Origin of the sequence: Paenibacillus dendrobii, assembly GCF_009807035.1 — a bacterium.
Taxonomy (GTDB): domain Bacteria; phylum Bacillota; class Bacilli; order Paenibacillales; family Paenibacillaceae; genus Paenibacillus_AQ; species Paenibacillus_AQ dendrobii.
Genome location: NZ_WUBI01000005.1, coordinates 189,523 through 203,383 on the forward strand (window position 1 = coordinate 189,523; position 13,861 = coordinate 203,383).

Sequence of the window (13,861 nt, forward strand, 5' to 3'; positions counted from 1 at the left end):
AACAACTTACAAATAGAAGTGGGGGAAGCCTGAATGAGAAGAAAGGAATTCAGCGTCAAGGAAGAGCAAGAGATTCATGATTTTTTATCCGGTATGAGCTTTGGTTTTCTAGGCACCATCGGGGAGGACGGCCGGCCGCGTGTCACTCCTTTGAATTATGTATACGACGGAGGGATTTTCTATTTTCACGGGAGCCGGATCGGCGAAAAAATGGAGCATTTAAAAGCCAATCCGCATGTCAGCTTCAGCGTAGCCGATGAGTATGCCGTCATTCCGTCCTATTTTACAGATCCAAGCCTCGCATGTCCCGCTACATCCTATTTCAAAAGCGTAACGGCAACCGGTACCGCTGAAGTGGTAAAGGATTTGGAGGAAAAAGCCGCCGCCTTCTCCATGCTGATGAAGAAGCTGCAGCCGGAAGGCGGTTATGAGCCGATTGAAGCATCCAATCCGGTGTACGCACCAAGACTCCGCAATGTAGCCGTGGTCAAAATCGTTGCGGACCATATCAGTGCCAAGTTCAAATTCGGACAGAATCTCACGAAGGGAAAAAGGGAACAAGTATTATGCGGACTCGAGTCTCGCGGCGCGGATAGAGACATGGAAACCGCTGACCATATACGCAGCTGCGTGCCGCTTGCCCGCAAACCGAAAGCGGACAAGGCAGCCCAAGGCTCGGAAGAAGATTATTGATCCATGTTTTCTTCGTCAAGAAGCCGTCTGCGAAGCCGAATTTTATGGAAGAACTTCCTCCTGTGGAGAGCAGTGTTCCGGCGAAGTCCGAAAGAAGCGGGTCCGTCGAAAACCCATGAATTCTTCCTCCTAAAAAGCTCCTTTTTCCGTGACGGTTCCTGCTGCAGGTGATATAATGTTAGGCAGTTAAAACGGATAATCTTACATGGGGATTTTGCAAAAAAATCCTGACATTACAACCGATTCGGAAGGATGGAAGAAATGTTAAACCCAATCGCTGAACAATTGAATGAAGGCGTTAAATCCGGCAACCCGCATGTGTATGAGATGCTGTCTACGCTGGGCAAAGAAATCTATTTCCCAAAAGAAGGTATTTTGAGCCAATCTGCCGAAGCGTCCGGACATGCTAAAAAGTACAATGCCACCATTGGTATTGCGACTGAAGGCGGCATCCCGATGCATTTGGACGTCATTCAAAGCAAGCTCTCCGCTTTCCAGCCTAAGGATCTGTACCCGTATGCTCCTCCCGCAGGCAAGCCTGAGCTTCGGACCGCATGGCTGACCAAGATGAAAGAGGAGAACCCTTCCCTGCGCGAGAAATCGCTGAGCAGCCCCATTGTAACCAATGCACTGACACATGGACTGAGCGTCGTTGCCGATCTGTTCGTCAATGAAGGAGACGCGGTCATTTACCCTGATAAAAACTGGGAGAACTACGAGCTGACCTTCGGTATCCGCCGTCATGCGGAAATCGTGAACTACCCGCTCTTCACCGATGAGATGATGTTTAACAGCCAGGGTCTTCGCGAAGCGCTTCTTGCCCAGAAGGACAAAGGCAAAGCAATCGTGATCCTGAATTTCCCGAATAATCCTACCGGCTATACGCCCGGCCTTAAGGAAGGCAATGAGATCGTTGATGCCATCAAGGAAGCTGCAGAAGCGGGCATCAACGTGGTTGTGGTAACGGATGACGCCTATTTCGGATTGTTCTTTGAAGATTCCCTGAAGGAATCCCTGTTCGGCAAGCTGGCGGATCTTCATCCGCGCGTGCTCGCTGTCAAGGTCGACGGCGCCACCAAGGAGGAATTCGTATGGGGCTTCCGCGTCGGGTTCATTACCTTTGCTTCCGACAGCAAGGAAGTGCTGAATGCACTGGAGCAAAAAACGCTGGGCATCATCCGCGCTACGATCTCAAGCGGTGCCCATCCTTCCCAAACCTTCGTGCTCGAAGCGCTCAAAGCGCCTGAATTCCATGCGCAGAAGGAAGAAAAATTCAATATTATGAAAGGCCGTGCCAACAAAGTTAAATCTCTGCTGGACAGCGGCAAATATAAAGACGTATGGGAATACTATCCTTTCAATTCCGGATACTTCATGTGCCTGAAGCTGAAGGATATTCATGCTGAAGAGCTGCGCACGCATATCCTTCATCAATACGGGGTCGGAACGATCGCTCTGGGTGAACATGATCTGCGCGTCGCCTTCTCCTGTATTGAGGAAGAATATCTGGAAGAGCTTTTTGATCTGGTGTATCAGGGTATTCAGGATCTGAAGAACAAATAAATCAGCCCGCACACGACATTTTCGAATAACAATGTTTTTTGATGAGGAACGGGTAATTGCCCAAGCACAGTCTTCCCCCGGGACATAAGATACGGTGTAACCAAAACAATCCATTGCAAAGGGGAATGAACAATGAGCGAAGAAGTAAGAGGCGGATACGGATACGGTTGTGGACACGGAATGTTTGGCAACACTGGTGCAATCCTGGTTCTCTTCATCCTCCTGGTCATCATCACTCGTTCTTTCTGGGTATAATCTCACACACTTAAATCAACAAGAATCAGCTGAAGCAAAAAAGCAGAAGGCCGGAAAATCCCCGGTCTTCTGCTTTTTTTATGTTTAGAAATTACAACAAAGCCGGATTGTTCTTCAACATTCATTGCTTTGAGCAGATTCCGGCACTATTCGTCATCGTCGTCATCCGCGGTTTTCTTGCGTCCCGCAAAAAAACGGAACAACAGGCAAAGAATCACGCCGGCGGCAAGCGTCATGAATGCCGTACCCAGCCGGCCCGCCCCGGTCCCTAGAAGCGGCAGCCAAATCAGCACCGCTAACAGAAGCTGAATCTGAAAAGCAAGACCGATCGCGTTCGTGCGTCGGCTTCCGGGAGGAATCGGATACACATGGAGCCAAAAGGATTCACTGTGATAGCGCAGCAGCGATGACAGCTGCACTCCTGCCAGAAACACGAAGAACAAATAAATCCCGCTTCCAAGCATGCCGCTCCGGGTCCACCAGACCAGAAGAGCCCCCAGAATGCCGGCTCTCAGAACAATACCAAATATGTCGCTCCGCACAAAGCTTTTCATCAAGAGATACCGGTAAGCGGCTTCCGGTTTCCATGGGATCCGGTTGCCCGCCCATGACAGCCACTTTCTTGAATAGATCCGTTGCTGTCTGCCCGGTACGTTGACAAACCAGCCCAGCATCATCAGAACGCGGCCGCTGTGGGTCTTCTCCTGCGCGATCAGTCTTTCCCATGCCACAAGATGCTTGGCGGGAATGCGAAGGGCTACGAAATAGGTGACGGCAAGCAATAGGATAAAGATCATGCTTCTACCTGCGGGCTGCCACAGCCATGCGGCTATGGAAAGCGCAAGAATCACGTACCGAAGCAGCCGATAGGCCATCGACGTCCGCCGCGATACCATCCGCAGTTCCTTCCAGCATCCATAGCTTGCAAGAAGTTTAAGCGCGACAAGAACGATCAGGAAAAACCAAAAGGCCTTCGGATGTGTATCACTACGTACATAAAGCGGCCATGAAATCAGAAATACGAGGGCGATTCCCAATAACTTATAGATTACGCCGCTGATCCAGCTTGCATTAAAATATTGGCTCATTTTGGATTCCTGCGGCAGCAGGAAAACGGTATCCGCCGGCTGCAGATACGTTCTAAAGCTGCTGTTGACCGTGAGCGGCACGAACAATATCAACATGATCCAGCGGATGGGAAGGCCTTCGGGAATATGCTGAACCAGCGAAGTGTACCATGCCGAAAAAGCGATTAGCAAAAACAACAGCAGAACGGCCACTCCGCTCTGGATGACGTAGCCGAGATATGGCATGACCTCTTTTCCCCAGAATCGGCCGCGGCGTTCCAACCTAAGCTTAGTCAAGTCCATATCAATCCCTGCCTTGCACGAGGGTATAGAACATGTCTTCCAGTCCTGCCCCGGTAGTTCCTGCCTGTGCGGCGATTGACTGCAACGATCCTTGGGCAATGACGTTCCCCTGATGCAGAACGATAAACCGGTCGCAATAATTTTCAATGGTCGATAGAATATGTGAGCTCAGCAATATTGATGAGCCGCCTTCCTTCAATTCAACCATGAAATCCAGCAGAGACCGGATGCCCAGCGGGTCCAGCCCGAGGAAGGGCTCGTCAATAATATAAAGCGAAGGACGCGCCACAAATGCGCACATAATCATCACCTTCTGGCGCATCCCTTTGGACAAATGCGTCGAAAGGCTGTCCATCTTGTCCTGCATCCGGAATATCCGCGCCAGCCTGTCCGCACGTTCCTCATAATCTCCGCGTGCCACATTATATGCTCTCGCCGTAAATTCCAAATGCTCGCGTACCGTCATTTCCTCATATAAAAGCGGGGATTCCGGAACAAAAGCCAGCGAGCTGTGATAGGTTTCCGAATCTTCTTCCCTCTTCTTGCCTTGGACCCGGATTTCCCCTTTCTGGGGATTCATCAGTCCGAGAATGTGCTTCATGGTTGTACTTTTACCCGCACCGTTCAAACCGATAAGCCCGACCATTTCTCCGGGCTTCACCTGAAAGGAAATATCATGCAGCACAGGACGGTTCAAGCTGTAACCGCCGCTGAGTCCCTGTATATCCAGCACCGTATTGCCGTTCATTGCTTCACCTCCATGAAATGCCAATCCGTTCTTCGTTTAAGGGCGTTTTTTGTCTTTCAACCATTTTGGTGCGCCTTTGTTCTTGCGCTCCCGCTCCCGTTCGCTGCGGCTTTGGCGTTCTGTGGGCTTGCCTCCACGGAAGGGTTCATTCTTGCTTTTCGCCGGACCGGATGGCTTACGGATATTTTCCTTGCCTTGCCGTCTCTCCGCGGAACCTTGATCCGAAGCTTCGGACGAGATTCGGGCTTTGTCATCCCTAACCGCTCCTATCGGCTTTCGAGGCGTAGATGATCTCTGAACGGAGGATGCCGCTCTGGGTTCAAGCACTTTCCCGCCGTACATTCTTCGTTCCTCCAGCGAAATGCCAAGCTCTTTTGCAAACTTGTTCATGATGAAAATCTGCCGGTTCGTTACCAGAGAGATGACAAGACCACTGCGTCCCATCCGACCTGTGCGCCCCGCCCGGTGAACATAATGTTCGGAGTCGAGCGCAGGATCGTAGTTCACAACCATCTCCAGCCCTTCGATATCCAGGCCGCGGGCCGCAACGTCGCTGGCCACGAGCACCTTGAACTTGCCATTTCTAAAGCCTCTTAGCACCCGGCTTCTGACCATCTTATCCGCATCCGCATACAACGCTTCTGCGGATAACCCCATAAAGTTGAGCTTTGCTTGCACTTCCGCGATCGATTCCGTCTGGTTCACGAAGACCATCGCTTTCTTGGGATTATAGTGGCGGATCACTCTGCGCAGGTTTTCCATCTTATCGCGCTCTTCGCCGGCGAAATAGATATGTTCGAGCCCCTTGGCTGTAGACTGGTCCGGATCAATTCCGATTTCCACCGGATTCTGCATTTCACGTTTCACCAGGGAAGCCGTTTCATTGCTAACCGTTGCCGATAAAAAGACCAATTGTCGGTCACGAAGGGCGCTCCGGAAAATCCGGTCTACATCGCCAGCACCTCCAAGCTGAAATACCTGGTCCACTTCATCCACCACAATGGTGTTGACCTGGTGCATTTTCAGCTTGCGGACTTCAATAAGCTCCCGCACTCTGCCCGGTGTACCTATGATTAGCTGCGGATGCTGCTTCAGCTTCTCCACCTGGCGTTTCAGGGCGGCGCCTCCGATCAGGCCAAGCACCTGAATGCCTCGAACCTGTCCATATTTCTCGCCTTCCCTGACGATCTGCATCGCAAGCTCCTGCGTTGGCGCAATCACGAGCTTTTGCGGCGATTTCAGATCAGGATCGATATTCTGTAGTATGGGTAGCAGGTAGGCAAGCGTCTTCCCGGTTCCTGTTTGCGAACGTGCCAGCACATCCGCTCCTTTCAGAATAGCCGGGATGGCCTCCGATTGCACCGGAGTCGGCTCCGTTATTCCGTATTCCGACAGGCCGTCGGCCAATGGCTGCTCAAGACCCAGCGTTGTAAATGAAGTTGCGTTCATCAAATTCCATCCTTTATATAAGTCATTACTATTCATTATATGATAAAAGAGCCGCCGTACCAAAAGTTAATTCGGAAAATGTGCCACAAATCCGATTCCAGAAGTTTCTACATCAAAAGAAAAAACCGGCTCACCTTGAGCCGGCCGGTTATTTTTTATTCATCATCCGGTATGTAAGTTTGTCTGAAAGGCGCGGAAACAGCTGATATATACGCATGGCGGCAGCCGCTTTGAATGGAAGGTTCAGCTCTTCCTTACCCGTCTTCATGAGCTGTACAATTTTGCGTGCCACTTGCTCCGGTTTCATCATCAGCCATTTCACATTGCTCACATATCCGCCCGAGGGATCCGCGATATCAAAAAAAGGCGTATCGATCGGTCCGGGGTTGACGGTTGATACGATGATTCCCGTCTCTCTCAGCTCCTGCCGCAGGGCATTGCTAAAACCAAGCACCGCATGCTTGGTTGCTGTGTAGGCGGTCGATTTCGCCGTACCGATCTTACCCGCCATAGAGGCGATGTTCACAATCTGACCGCACCGGCGTTCAAGCATATGGGGCAACACGGCTTTCGTGCAGCGCACGGTCCCCATATAATTCACTTCCATCATCCGCTGAAATGCTTCCGCGGGCATGTCCACCGCATTCTCGAATTTCCCGTATCCCGCGTTGTTTAGCAGAATATCGATCCGGCCGTATGTCTTGATGACTTCATCCATCATCTGTCTCACCTGGTCGTCCCGGGTCACATCCACCACTTTGATCTCATGCTTTCCGGCCATCCTGCGCGAGGCTTCAGTCAGTTTGTCATGCGATCTGGCCGCCAGTATCGGAACCGCTCCCTCGCTGCTAAGCATTTGTGCCGTCAGTAGTCCGATGCCGCTTGATGCTCCCGTGATAACAACCACTTTATTCTCCAACATGATTTCAGTTCCTCCCAAGGGATGCGTCGTTCAACTTCAATTTGAACTTCACGCATGAATACCCTTATTTTATGAAATCATGACCTGAATATCCAGTTCTCCGATACCATCCATTAAGAGAGGGATACTGAGCGCCTTTTGCGGAAGGAACGCTGTAACATGCTCGCTCTTGACGACTTTCGGCGGCGTAATATCGACGTTCACTCCCTGGTTGGACAAAATCGTACTGGCGTTACCGCTGATCATGTTTCCAAGCTCCGATATCGCGCTTTGTCCCATCTCGTCCATTTCGGTTAGCACGAAACCTCCCATCATGGCGGACACCATCCGCAAAGCAACACGCTCGTGAATGCCGAATATTACATTTCCGTTCATTTGTCCGGTCATTCCGATTTGTATCCATATATGGTCCTGAATGAGCTCCACATTTTTGATTCCCAGGCTTCCCGTCGAAGGCGATACCTGGATGACCTGCTCAATAACAAGCCGTGCGGATTCCAGAAAAGGATTAATAACCTCCGCTTTCATTTTCTGATAGACACCCCTTCCACTGTAGATTGCAGGACACGCTCCAAAAGTCCCATTTCTCTTTGAAACAATTATACGTTAAACCCTTAAATAAATCACCAAAAATTCACACTTGATTTTAGAACCAGGGCATAAATACCCTTATAAACGATTCTTTTTTCCTATTTAGGAAAAAAGAACACAAAAGCCTGATAAATATATCGGTCCTTTAGTTACAAATTTGAATACCATGGCGAATTTTGTAGAATCTATTTTTTAAGATGTTCCTACTTTTTCCTTCTTGTATGGAAGTCCGCGGCTTCCATTGCCGTGACTTTCCGAATCCCATATAATTAAAGGATATACATATGGTCGAAACTCAGCTGTAGGGTAGAAATAAGGTCTAAGGAGGAACTGCATGAACATCAGTCAACTGGAGACACTGATTACCATCTCGAAGACGATGAGTTTCCGCAAAGCCGGGGAACTGCTAAATTTGACCCAGCCTGCCGTATCCGCCCAAATCAAGAGTCTGGAAGATGAGTTCAAAACCGTTTTGGTAGACAGAAACCAACCGGTTACGCTAACGGACCGCGGAGAAGTATTTCTTGAACATGCCGAACGAATTTTGGCCGTTGTGGAAGAGCTTAAGCTGCGTCTTTTCGATCTGGAGCATATTCCCCAGGGGCATATCGTCCTTGGCACGACGACCTCTATTGCCATTCAAATTTTGCCTAGAGTGTTATCTTATTTTCAGAATCAGTTTCCTTTAATCAAAACCTCAATTCAGTCCATGGCATCCTCGCAGATTTACACGAGCGTGGAAAACGGGCAGATCGATGTTGGAATCGGTTACCTGATTGAACGCAATCCCAATTTAATGACATCGGTCCTTTATTATGATACTTTCGAGCTCATAGTTTCGCCGCGCCATCCGCTTGCCAAAAAGACGACGGTTTCCATGGATGTGCTGCAGGATATGCCACTGATTCTGCTCTCGCATGATACGGTCGGCAGACGTTTCACGGATGAAATATTCAAGAATCACGGCCTTGTCCCTAACGTTGTTATGGAGCTATCCAGCAGCGAGGAAATCAAGCGAATGGTCGAAATCGACCTCGGCGCCGCCATCATGTCCAAGCAATCGGTCGCAAGCGAGCTGCGCCAAGGCACGCTCAAGATCATTCCGCTGAGGGAGCTCGAAGTCAGTCATCCTGTAGGTGTGATATATAAATCGGGCAAATATCTCAATTCAGCCATGCAGCAATTTTTAAGCGACCTCAAGGGCATGCCTGAGACACAGTTCATCAGCTCTGAATAACATGTACAGCTATTTTTAAGGAAGGGAGTCTTTCTCATGAAATTCGATCTGCATACTCATCATTTCCGCTGTGGACATGCGGACGGAAACATCCGTGATTATATCGAGGCCGGCATTGCAGCAGGTCTGCAGGCGATCGGTATCTCTGACCACACTCCGTATTTCGGGGAAAAGGAAGAACAAGCCTTTCCGCGCATCGCAATGGGCAAGTCTGAACTCGCCCGCTATGTTCAGGAAGTGCTTGAACTCAAACAGGAGTATGAAGGAAAAATCGACGTGCTGCTCGGTATTGAATCCGATTATTTCCCCGAACATGCTGAAGTCTACCGTAAGGTTCTAGCGGAGTACCCATTTGATTACATTATCGGTTCGGTACATAGCGTTGGCGGAGTCAGCATTTTCAACAAAAACCGCTGGAAGGACCTAAGCGATAGACAGCATATCGAGGTCAAGGAAGAATATTATAGGCTAATCCAGGATTCGGCCCGGAGCGGTATGTTTCAAATTCTCGGTCACATCGATGCCATGAAGGGAAATTACCCCGCATTCTCTGATATTCCGGCTGAAGCTATTCTCGATGAAACGCTGAAGGTGATTGCGGAGAACGGCGTTGCCATTGAAATCAATACATCAGGCAAAACCAAGCTGAGCGGCGGATGGTATCCGGCAGAGGCCATACTTGAGCGGGCGTGTCATTTCGGGGTGAATGTTACCTTTGGCTCCGATGCGCATAAGCCTCAACGCGTAGCGGATGAGCTGGATCAGGTTGCAGAACGGCTGAAGGCGATCGGTTTTACCGAATGGGTATATTACAAAAATAAACAGCAGGTCCGCGTGCCGTTGTAAGGCTTAACCTGGGCAAAAAAAATGGACCCGTCACGTGCGGGTCCTCAAACATCATTTATATTTTCAAAAAGGGGGTCATGCAATAAGTGTACCCCGACTCTGTTAGAGACGCATAACAGCAATATTTCAATTGTGTTACAAAGCTTACCTTCGCATTACAAGCTTCTGCCAGCTTCCTTCTGAGCAAGGCCTTTCGCCCGTCTGGAGCGCCCGGAACGATTGACAATCACGATGCCGGCAACCACGAGCGCCAGTGACAATCCAATCCACGCAGAAACCCTTTCATCCAGCAGCACCGACGACAACAGCACGCCGAATACAGGAATCAGGAAAAGGTACAATGACACCTTGCCTACGGCATTGTATTTCATGACCGTGTTCCATAGCGCGAATCCTGCGGCCGACAGTACCGATAAATAGGCTAGCAGCAGCCAGCCCTTGGCGTCAAAATGAAACGGCGCAAAGCCGCTTCGTACCGCTCCTACGAGCAGAAGGCCCAATCCTCCAGCCAGCATCTGTTTCCCTGTCAACGCAATTACGGATTCCTGAGCACTTTCCTTGCGGAAAAGCACATTGCCGAAACCGCCGAAGGCCGCCGATGCCAACAGCAGCAGAGCTCCAAAGCCAAAATGGAACTGGACTCCCTGCTGGGCAAATCCCATAACCAGAATGCCGAGAAATCCCAGCATAAGCCCAAACCATTTCGCCGGGCTGAGTCCCTCCGTCTTGTCCATCATTCTTGCCGAAAGAATCTGAAACAACGAGGTGGAGCCGACCAGAATCGAGCCCTCAATCCCTGAACTGAAGCTGAGACCCGCATACAGCACCAGATACTGCATAAAGGTCTGAATAAAGCCCAACCGAAGAAGCCGTGGCATCGAGAGCGACTTTCTGCCGCTGCCTCGGTTCTGCCCCATCAGCATGGCCAGGATCATCAGAATCAGTCCTGCAAGCGCGAAACGGTAACCTGCAAATACCCATTCACCAAATACGTTCTTTGAATCAATTTGAAAATGCTCATAGCTGATCTTAATGACAGGCAGTGCGCTTCCCCAGAGCAATGTAGCCCCTGCGGAACTGATTAATATGCCTGCCGGATGTCTAAACCAAGTTTCTGCCTTCACCTTGCTGTCTTAATCTCCCTTCAATCCTTACCAACATGCTCAGAGCCTGCAGTATTGCGGGCTTGAAATTGTTGATCTGTAAGACTGTATATTTTCATCTCGAGCGGTGCCGCGAAAAACATTCTTTTCTGATTTAGCGTGCGTTCCAGCTCCATGCCGTTTTTTTGCATGACGCGTTCCGAAGCCTCATTCACGGCGTGGCATCTGCCCTCCACGCGCTGCAAATGAAGCTCATTGAATGCATATCGCAGCAGTATGCCCAGAGCCTCGGTGGCCAGCCCCCGATGCCAGAACCTGCGATCCAGCATGTAACCAATCATGGCGTCGCGGCGTTCCTGCCTCCAGTTCTGCAAAGATACGACCCCGACTGGCCCCTCCACCTCCGGCAGCCAGATTCCGTAATGCATCGAGTCCGGCCGTCTTGTATTCAGCAGCTCGGCGGCAACCCGGCGCGACTTTGTGAAGCTGAAAAAGGACCCCTGAGTGACATATTTCATCACAAGCGGGTCAGAAAGGATGGCCAAGAGGCAGGGAGCATCCTTTTTTTCAATCTGCTCCAGTCTCACCCTTTCACCCCTTAGCACTGGCGGAAATCGAAATTTTTCTGCGAACATCCCATCCCTCTCCTTCTTTCCAACTGAAACACGATAAACGGGTTCTCTTCTGCGGAAAACTACGCCCTGCCTGCTCTCAGCGTAAAGATCGTGAGCTCCGGTTTGCACAGGAAGCGTATCGGCAGATGGGTCTCTCCAATGCCCCGGTTGACGTACAGAGGCATCGAACGGTCTCCGATCGCATAAGCTCCCATAATATACTTTTTCGATCCGGGAGGCGTAAGCATCGCACCCAGGAAGGGAAGACGCACCTGCCCGCCGTGGCTGTGCCCGGAGAACTGCAGATCGAATGGATACAAGGCCGCTGTGTCGGCATAATCCGGTTCATGCATCATCAGAAGGGTAAACAAGCCTTCGGGAACACCGTGTAAGCCTTGTTCGGGATCCGGACGGCCCATAATCTGATCATCCAGCCCGACGACGGCAATGGTCCCGCCCTGATGCTTTACCAGCTTATGCTCATTTCGCAGCACGCTGAAGCCTGCCGTTGCCAGCATCTCGACGACGTAATCCGGGTGAACCAGATAGTCATGATTGCCGAGAATCGCAAACTTCCCGAGCCCAGCCTGCATTGAAGAGAGCAGCGGAAGATACTTCGGCAGTGCATCCGTTCCGGAATCAACCGTATCGCCGGTAAAGAGAATCATATCCGGAGATTCGCCGTCTATCGCCTCGGCCAGCTGTGAGATATCACTTTCGCGTGAATGAAATCCGAGATGCAGATCACTGAACTGAGCAAGCACGAGGCCATCAAATGCGGCCGGGAGCCTTGGACAGCGCAGAGTCAGCCGAGTCACCTCAAGCTGTCTCGGCTCCCAGAGCCAAGCATAGCCTCCAGTCATCATGCCGGCACCCAAAATGACCGCTCCGGAGCGCTTTAAGAACGCCCTCCGCGTCATCATGCCGGACTTCCGGCTATTTTTCATTTGCTGGAAACTCCCTGTATAATAGAAATATGAGAAATCCCTGTTAGTCTTGCGATGATAGAATGACCTTCCTACCGCTGAAAACTTAGAAATACGATAATCATAGAATGAATGGAAAAGGATGAAGCTATATGTATAACGATACCATGGCAGACCTTATTCAGAAACAAAAACATTTTTACAGAAGTGGCGCAACCCGTCCATTCGAATATCGCCTGCGCCAGCTGAAAAAACTCAGGGAGGCATTAATAGCCAATGAAAAACAGATCATCGAAGCTTTAAAAATGGATTTGAACAAAAGTGAATTCGAAGCGTATTCAACGGAAATCGGTATTGTATATGAGGAGTTATCCTTTACGATTAAACATCTGCGGAGTTGGATGGTTCCGAAGAAGGCCAAAACGGCATTGACCCATTTCGGAAGCAAGGGACGTATTATTCCCGAACCCTATGGTACAACACTTATTATAGCCCCGTGGAATTACCCCTTCCAGCTGGCTGTGTCTCCCCTGATCGGTGCACTGGCAGCAGGCAATACCGCTGTCATGAAGCCTTCTGAGCTGACGCCAACCATGTCAACACTGCTGGCCAAGATCCTTGGCAGCGTCTTTGAAGAGGAATACGTGGCTGTGATCGAGGGCGGTGCCGATGTCAGTCAGGAGCTGCTAGCCCAGCCTCTAGACTACATATTCTTCACAGGCAGCGTGAACGTTGGCAAAATAGTCATGCAGGCAGCCGCGAAGCAGCTGATTCCGTTGACATTGGAACTTGGAGGCAAAAGCCCGTGCATCGTACACGCGGATGCCCCTTTGAAGCTTACCGCCCAGCGGATCGTATTCGGCAAGTTCACCAATGCAGGGCAGACCTGCATCGCACCCGACTATTTGCTCGTGCACCGAAGCGTGAAGACCGAGCTTATCACCTGCATTCAGGAGGCTATTCGGGAATTTTACGGCCCTGACCCTTTATCCAACACATCCTACGGACGAATCGTATCTGAAAAGCATTTTCATAGACTCGCTTCCTTTCTTCAACATGGAAACGTTGTTTCCGGAGGCAGCACCTCGCCAGACAATCTGACCATCGAACCTACGCTGTTGGAACAGGTGACATGGGATATGCCCGTCATGCAGGAGGAAATCTTCGGCCCTATCTTGCCGATCATGGAATACGACCGCATCCAGGAAGCCGTGGATATGATCAACGCCCGTCCAAAACCGCTTGCGCTTTATTTGTTTACACGTGAACCTGAAATCGAAGAGACGGTTGTCGGCAACGTCTCGTATGGCGGCGGCTGCATCAACGATACGCTGATGCACATTGCGACCCCTTACCTGCCTTTTGGAGGCGTGGGCGAGAGCGGCATGGGAGCTTACCATGGCCGGGGCAGCTTCGATACCTTTACGCATTACAAAAGCGTCTTGAAACAAACCAATCTGTTCGATTTTACATTCCGTTACCCTTCCTCCAAAAACGGTTTGAAATACCTTCGCAAACTGCTGAAGCCTTAAGGCCATAGGCAC

Annotated in this window: 14 protein-coding genes; 6 read left to right on the plus strand and 8 right to left on the minus strand. The window is 50.4% G+C overall.

Annotated elements, in window-relative coordinates; genetic code table 11:
* The first annotated feature begins 33 nt into the window (after positions 1–33).
* The 3 genes from GRF59_RS25050 to GRF59_RS29855 all read left to right on the plus strand — a co-directional run bounded on the left by GRF59_RS25050 (position 34) and on the right by GRF59_RS29855 (position 2,511).
* A complete protein-coding gene (locus GRF59_RS25050; protein ID WP_160500465.1) occupies positions 34–693 on the plus strand; it encodes a pyridoxamine 5'-phosphate oxidase family protein in 660 nt (219 codons plus the stop codon).
* Positions 694–954: 261 nt separating this feature from the next.
* Positions 955–2,256 carry an aminotransferase class I/II-fold pyridoxal phosphate-dependent enzyme gene (locus GRF59_RS25055; protein ID WP_160500466.1) on the plus strand — a complete coding sequence of 434 codons (1,302 nt, stop codon included), beginning with the start codon at positions 955–957 and terminating at the stop codon, positions 2,254–2,256.
* A gap of 132 nt (positions 2,257–2,388) precedes the next feature.
* A complete protein-coding gene (locus tag GRF59_RS29855) occupies positions 2,389–2,511 on the plus strand; it encodes a YjcZ family sporulation protein (protein WP_211147087.1) in 123 nt (40 codons plus the stop codon).
* A gap of 146 nt (positions 2,512–2,657) precedes the next feature.
* Here GRF59_RS29855 and GRF59_RS25060 read toward each other — a convergent pair whose 3' ends face one another.
* The 5 genes from GRF59_RS25060 to GRF59_RS25080 form a co-directional block, all read right to left on the minus strand.
* A complete protein-coding gene (locus GRF59_RS25060; protein ID WP_160500467.1) occupies positions 2,658–3,881 on the minus strand; it encodes an ABC transporter permease in 1,224 nt (407 codons plus the stop codon).
* A gap of 1 nt (position 3,882) precedes the next feature.
* Positions 3,883–4,629, minus strand: coding sequence for an ABC transporter ATP-binding protein (locus GRF59_RS25065; RefSeq protein WP_160500468.1), 747 nt, complete (start codon positions 4,627–4,629; stop codon positions 3,883–3,885).
* A gap of 36 nt (positions 4,630–4,665) precedes the next feature.
* Entirely contained in the window at positions 4,666–6,078 is a 1,413-nt protein-coding gene (locus tag GRF59_RS25070) for a DEAD/DEAH box helicase (protein ID WP_160500469.1), read from the minus strand.
* A 148-nt stretch (positions 6,079–6,226) separates the two neighbouring features.
* On the minus strand, positions 6,227–7,000 hold the full coding sequence (locus tag GRF59_RS25075; RefSeq protein WP_160500470.1) for an SDR family NAD(P)-dependent oxidoreductase: 774 nt from the start codon (positions 6,998–7,000) through the stop codon (positions 6,227–6,229).
* Between the two features lie 69 nt (positions 7,001–7,069).
* Positions 7,070–7,528, minus strand: a complete 459-nt coding sequence (locus tag GRF59_RS25080) for a chemotaxis protein CheX (RefSeq protein WP_160500471.1) — start codon at positions 7,526–7,528, stop codon at positions 7,070–7,072.
* 397 nt (positions 7,529–7,925) lie between these two features.
* On the opposite strand from GRF59_RS25080, the gene GRF59_RS25085 reads away from it, so the two are divergent.
* Positions 7,926–8,828 carry a LysR family transcriptional regulator gene (locus GRF59_RS25085; protein ID WP_160500472.1) on the plus strand — a complete coding sequence of 301 codons (903 nt, stop codon included), beginning with the start codon at positions 7,926–7,928 and terminating at the stop codon, positions 8,826–8,828.
* 36 nt (positions 8,829–8,864) lie between these two features.
* Complete coding sequence (locus GRF59_RS25090) at positions 8,865–9,674, plus strand: histidinol-phosphatase (protein ID WP_160500473.1); 810 nt, start codon at positions 8,865–8,867, stop codon at positions 9,672–9,674.
* A gap of 155 nt (positions 9,675–9,829) precedes the next feature.
* Here the strand turns inward: GRF59_RS25090 and GRF59_RS30175 are convergent, their stop codons facing one another.
* From GRF59_RS30175 to GRF59_RS25105, 3 genes are read right to left on the minus strand one after another with little or no spacing between them, the layout of a single operon-like run.
* The gene (locus GRF59_RS30175; RefSeq protein WP_160500474.1) at positions 9,830–10,798 is read right to left on the minus strand and encodes an EamA family transporter; all 969 of its coding nucleotides are present in this window, start codon (positions 10,796–10,798) and stop codon (positions 9,830–9,832) included.
* Between the two features lie 20 nt (positions 10,799–10,818).
* A complete protein-coding gene (locus GRF59_RS25100) occupies positions 10,819–11,412 on the minus strand; it encodes a GNAT family N-acetyltransferase (protein WP_160500475.1) in 594 nt (197 codons plus the stop codon).
* 59 nt (positions 11,413–11,471) lie between these two features.
* Positions 11,472–12,338 carry a metallophosphoesterase gene (locus GRF59_RS25105; RefSeq protein ID WP_237392041.1) on the minus strand — a complete coding sequence of 289 codons (867 nt, stop codon included), beginning with the start codon at positions 12,336–12,338 and terminating at the stop codon, positions 11,472–11,474.
* Between the two features lie 131 nt (positions 12,339–12,469).
* Between GRF59_RS25105 and GRF59_RS25110 the strand changes: the two genes are divergently transcribed.
* On the plus strand, positions 12,470–13,849 hold the full coding sequence (locus GRF59_RS25110) for an aldehyde dehydrogenase (RefSeq protein ID WP_160500476.1): 1,380 nt from the start codon (positions 12,470–12,472) through the stop codon (positions 13,847–13,849).
* Positions 13,850–13,861 lie beyond the last annotated feature (12 nt).

Bases quoted from the DNA above. Each gene is read 5' to 3' on its own strand.
- GRF59_RS25055 (WP_160500466.1), top strand. From the start codon at position 955: ATGTTAAACCCAATCGCTGAACAATTGAATGAAGGCGTTAAATCCGGC.
- GRF59_RS25085 (WP_160500472.1), top strand. From the start codon at position 7,926: ATGAACATCAGTCAACTGGAGACACTGATTACCATCTCGAAGACGATG.
- GRF59_RS25075 (WP_160500470.1), bottom strand. From the start codon at position 7,000: ATGTTGGAGAATAAAGTGGTTGTTATCACGGGAGCATCAAGCGGCATC.
- GRF59_RS25090 (WP_160500473.1), top strand. From the start codon at position 8,865: ATGAAATTCGATCTGCATACTCATCATTTCCGCTGTGGACATGCGGAC.
- GRF59_RS25065 (WP_160500468.1), bottom strand. From the start codon at position 4,629: ATGAACGGCAATACGGTGCTGGATATACAGGGACTCAGCGGCGGTTAC.
- GRF59_RS25060 (WP_160500467.1), bottom strand. From the start codon at position 3,881: ATGGACTTGACTAAGCTTAGGTTGGAACGCCGCGGCCGATTCTGGGGA.
- GRF59_RS25105 (WP_237392041.1), bottom strand. From the start codon at position 12,338: ATGAAAAATAGCCGGAAGTCCGGCATGATGACGCGGAGGGCGTTCTTA.
- GRF59_RS25100 (WP_160500475.1), bottom strand. From the start codon at position 11,412: ATGTTCGCAGAAAAATTTCGATTTCCGCCAGTGCTAAGGGGTGAAAGG.
- GRF59_RS25110 (WP_160500476.1), top strand. From the start codon at position 12,470: ATGTATAACGATACCATGGCAGACCTTATTCAGAAACAAAAACATTTT.
- GRF59_RS25050 (WP_160500465.1), top strand. From the start codon at position 34: ATGAGAAGAAAGGAATTCAGCGTCAAGGAAGAGCAAGAGATTCATGAT.
- GRF59_RS25080 (WP_160500471.1), bottom strand. From the start codon at position 7,528: ATGAAAGCGGAGGTTATTAATCCTTTTCTGGAATCCGCACGGCTTGTT.
- GRF59_RS29855 (WP_211147087.1), top strand. From the start codon at position 2,389: ATGAGCGAAGAAGTAAGAGGCGGATACGGATACGGTTGTGGACACGGA.
- GRF59_RS25070 (WP_160500469.1), bottom strand. From the start codon at position 6,078: ATGAACGCAACTTCATTTACAACGCTGGGTCTTGAGCAGCCATTGGCC.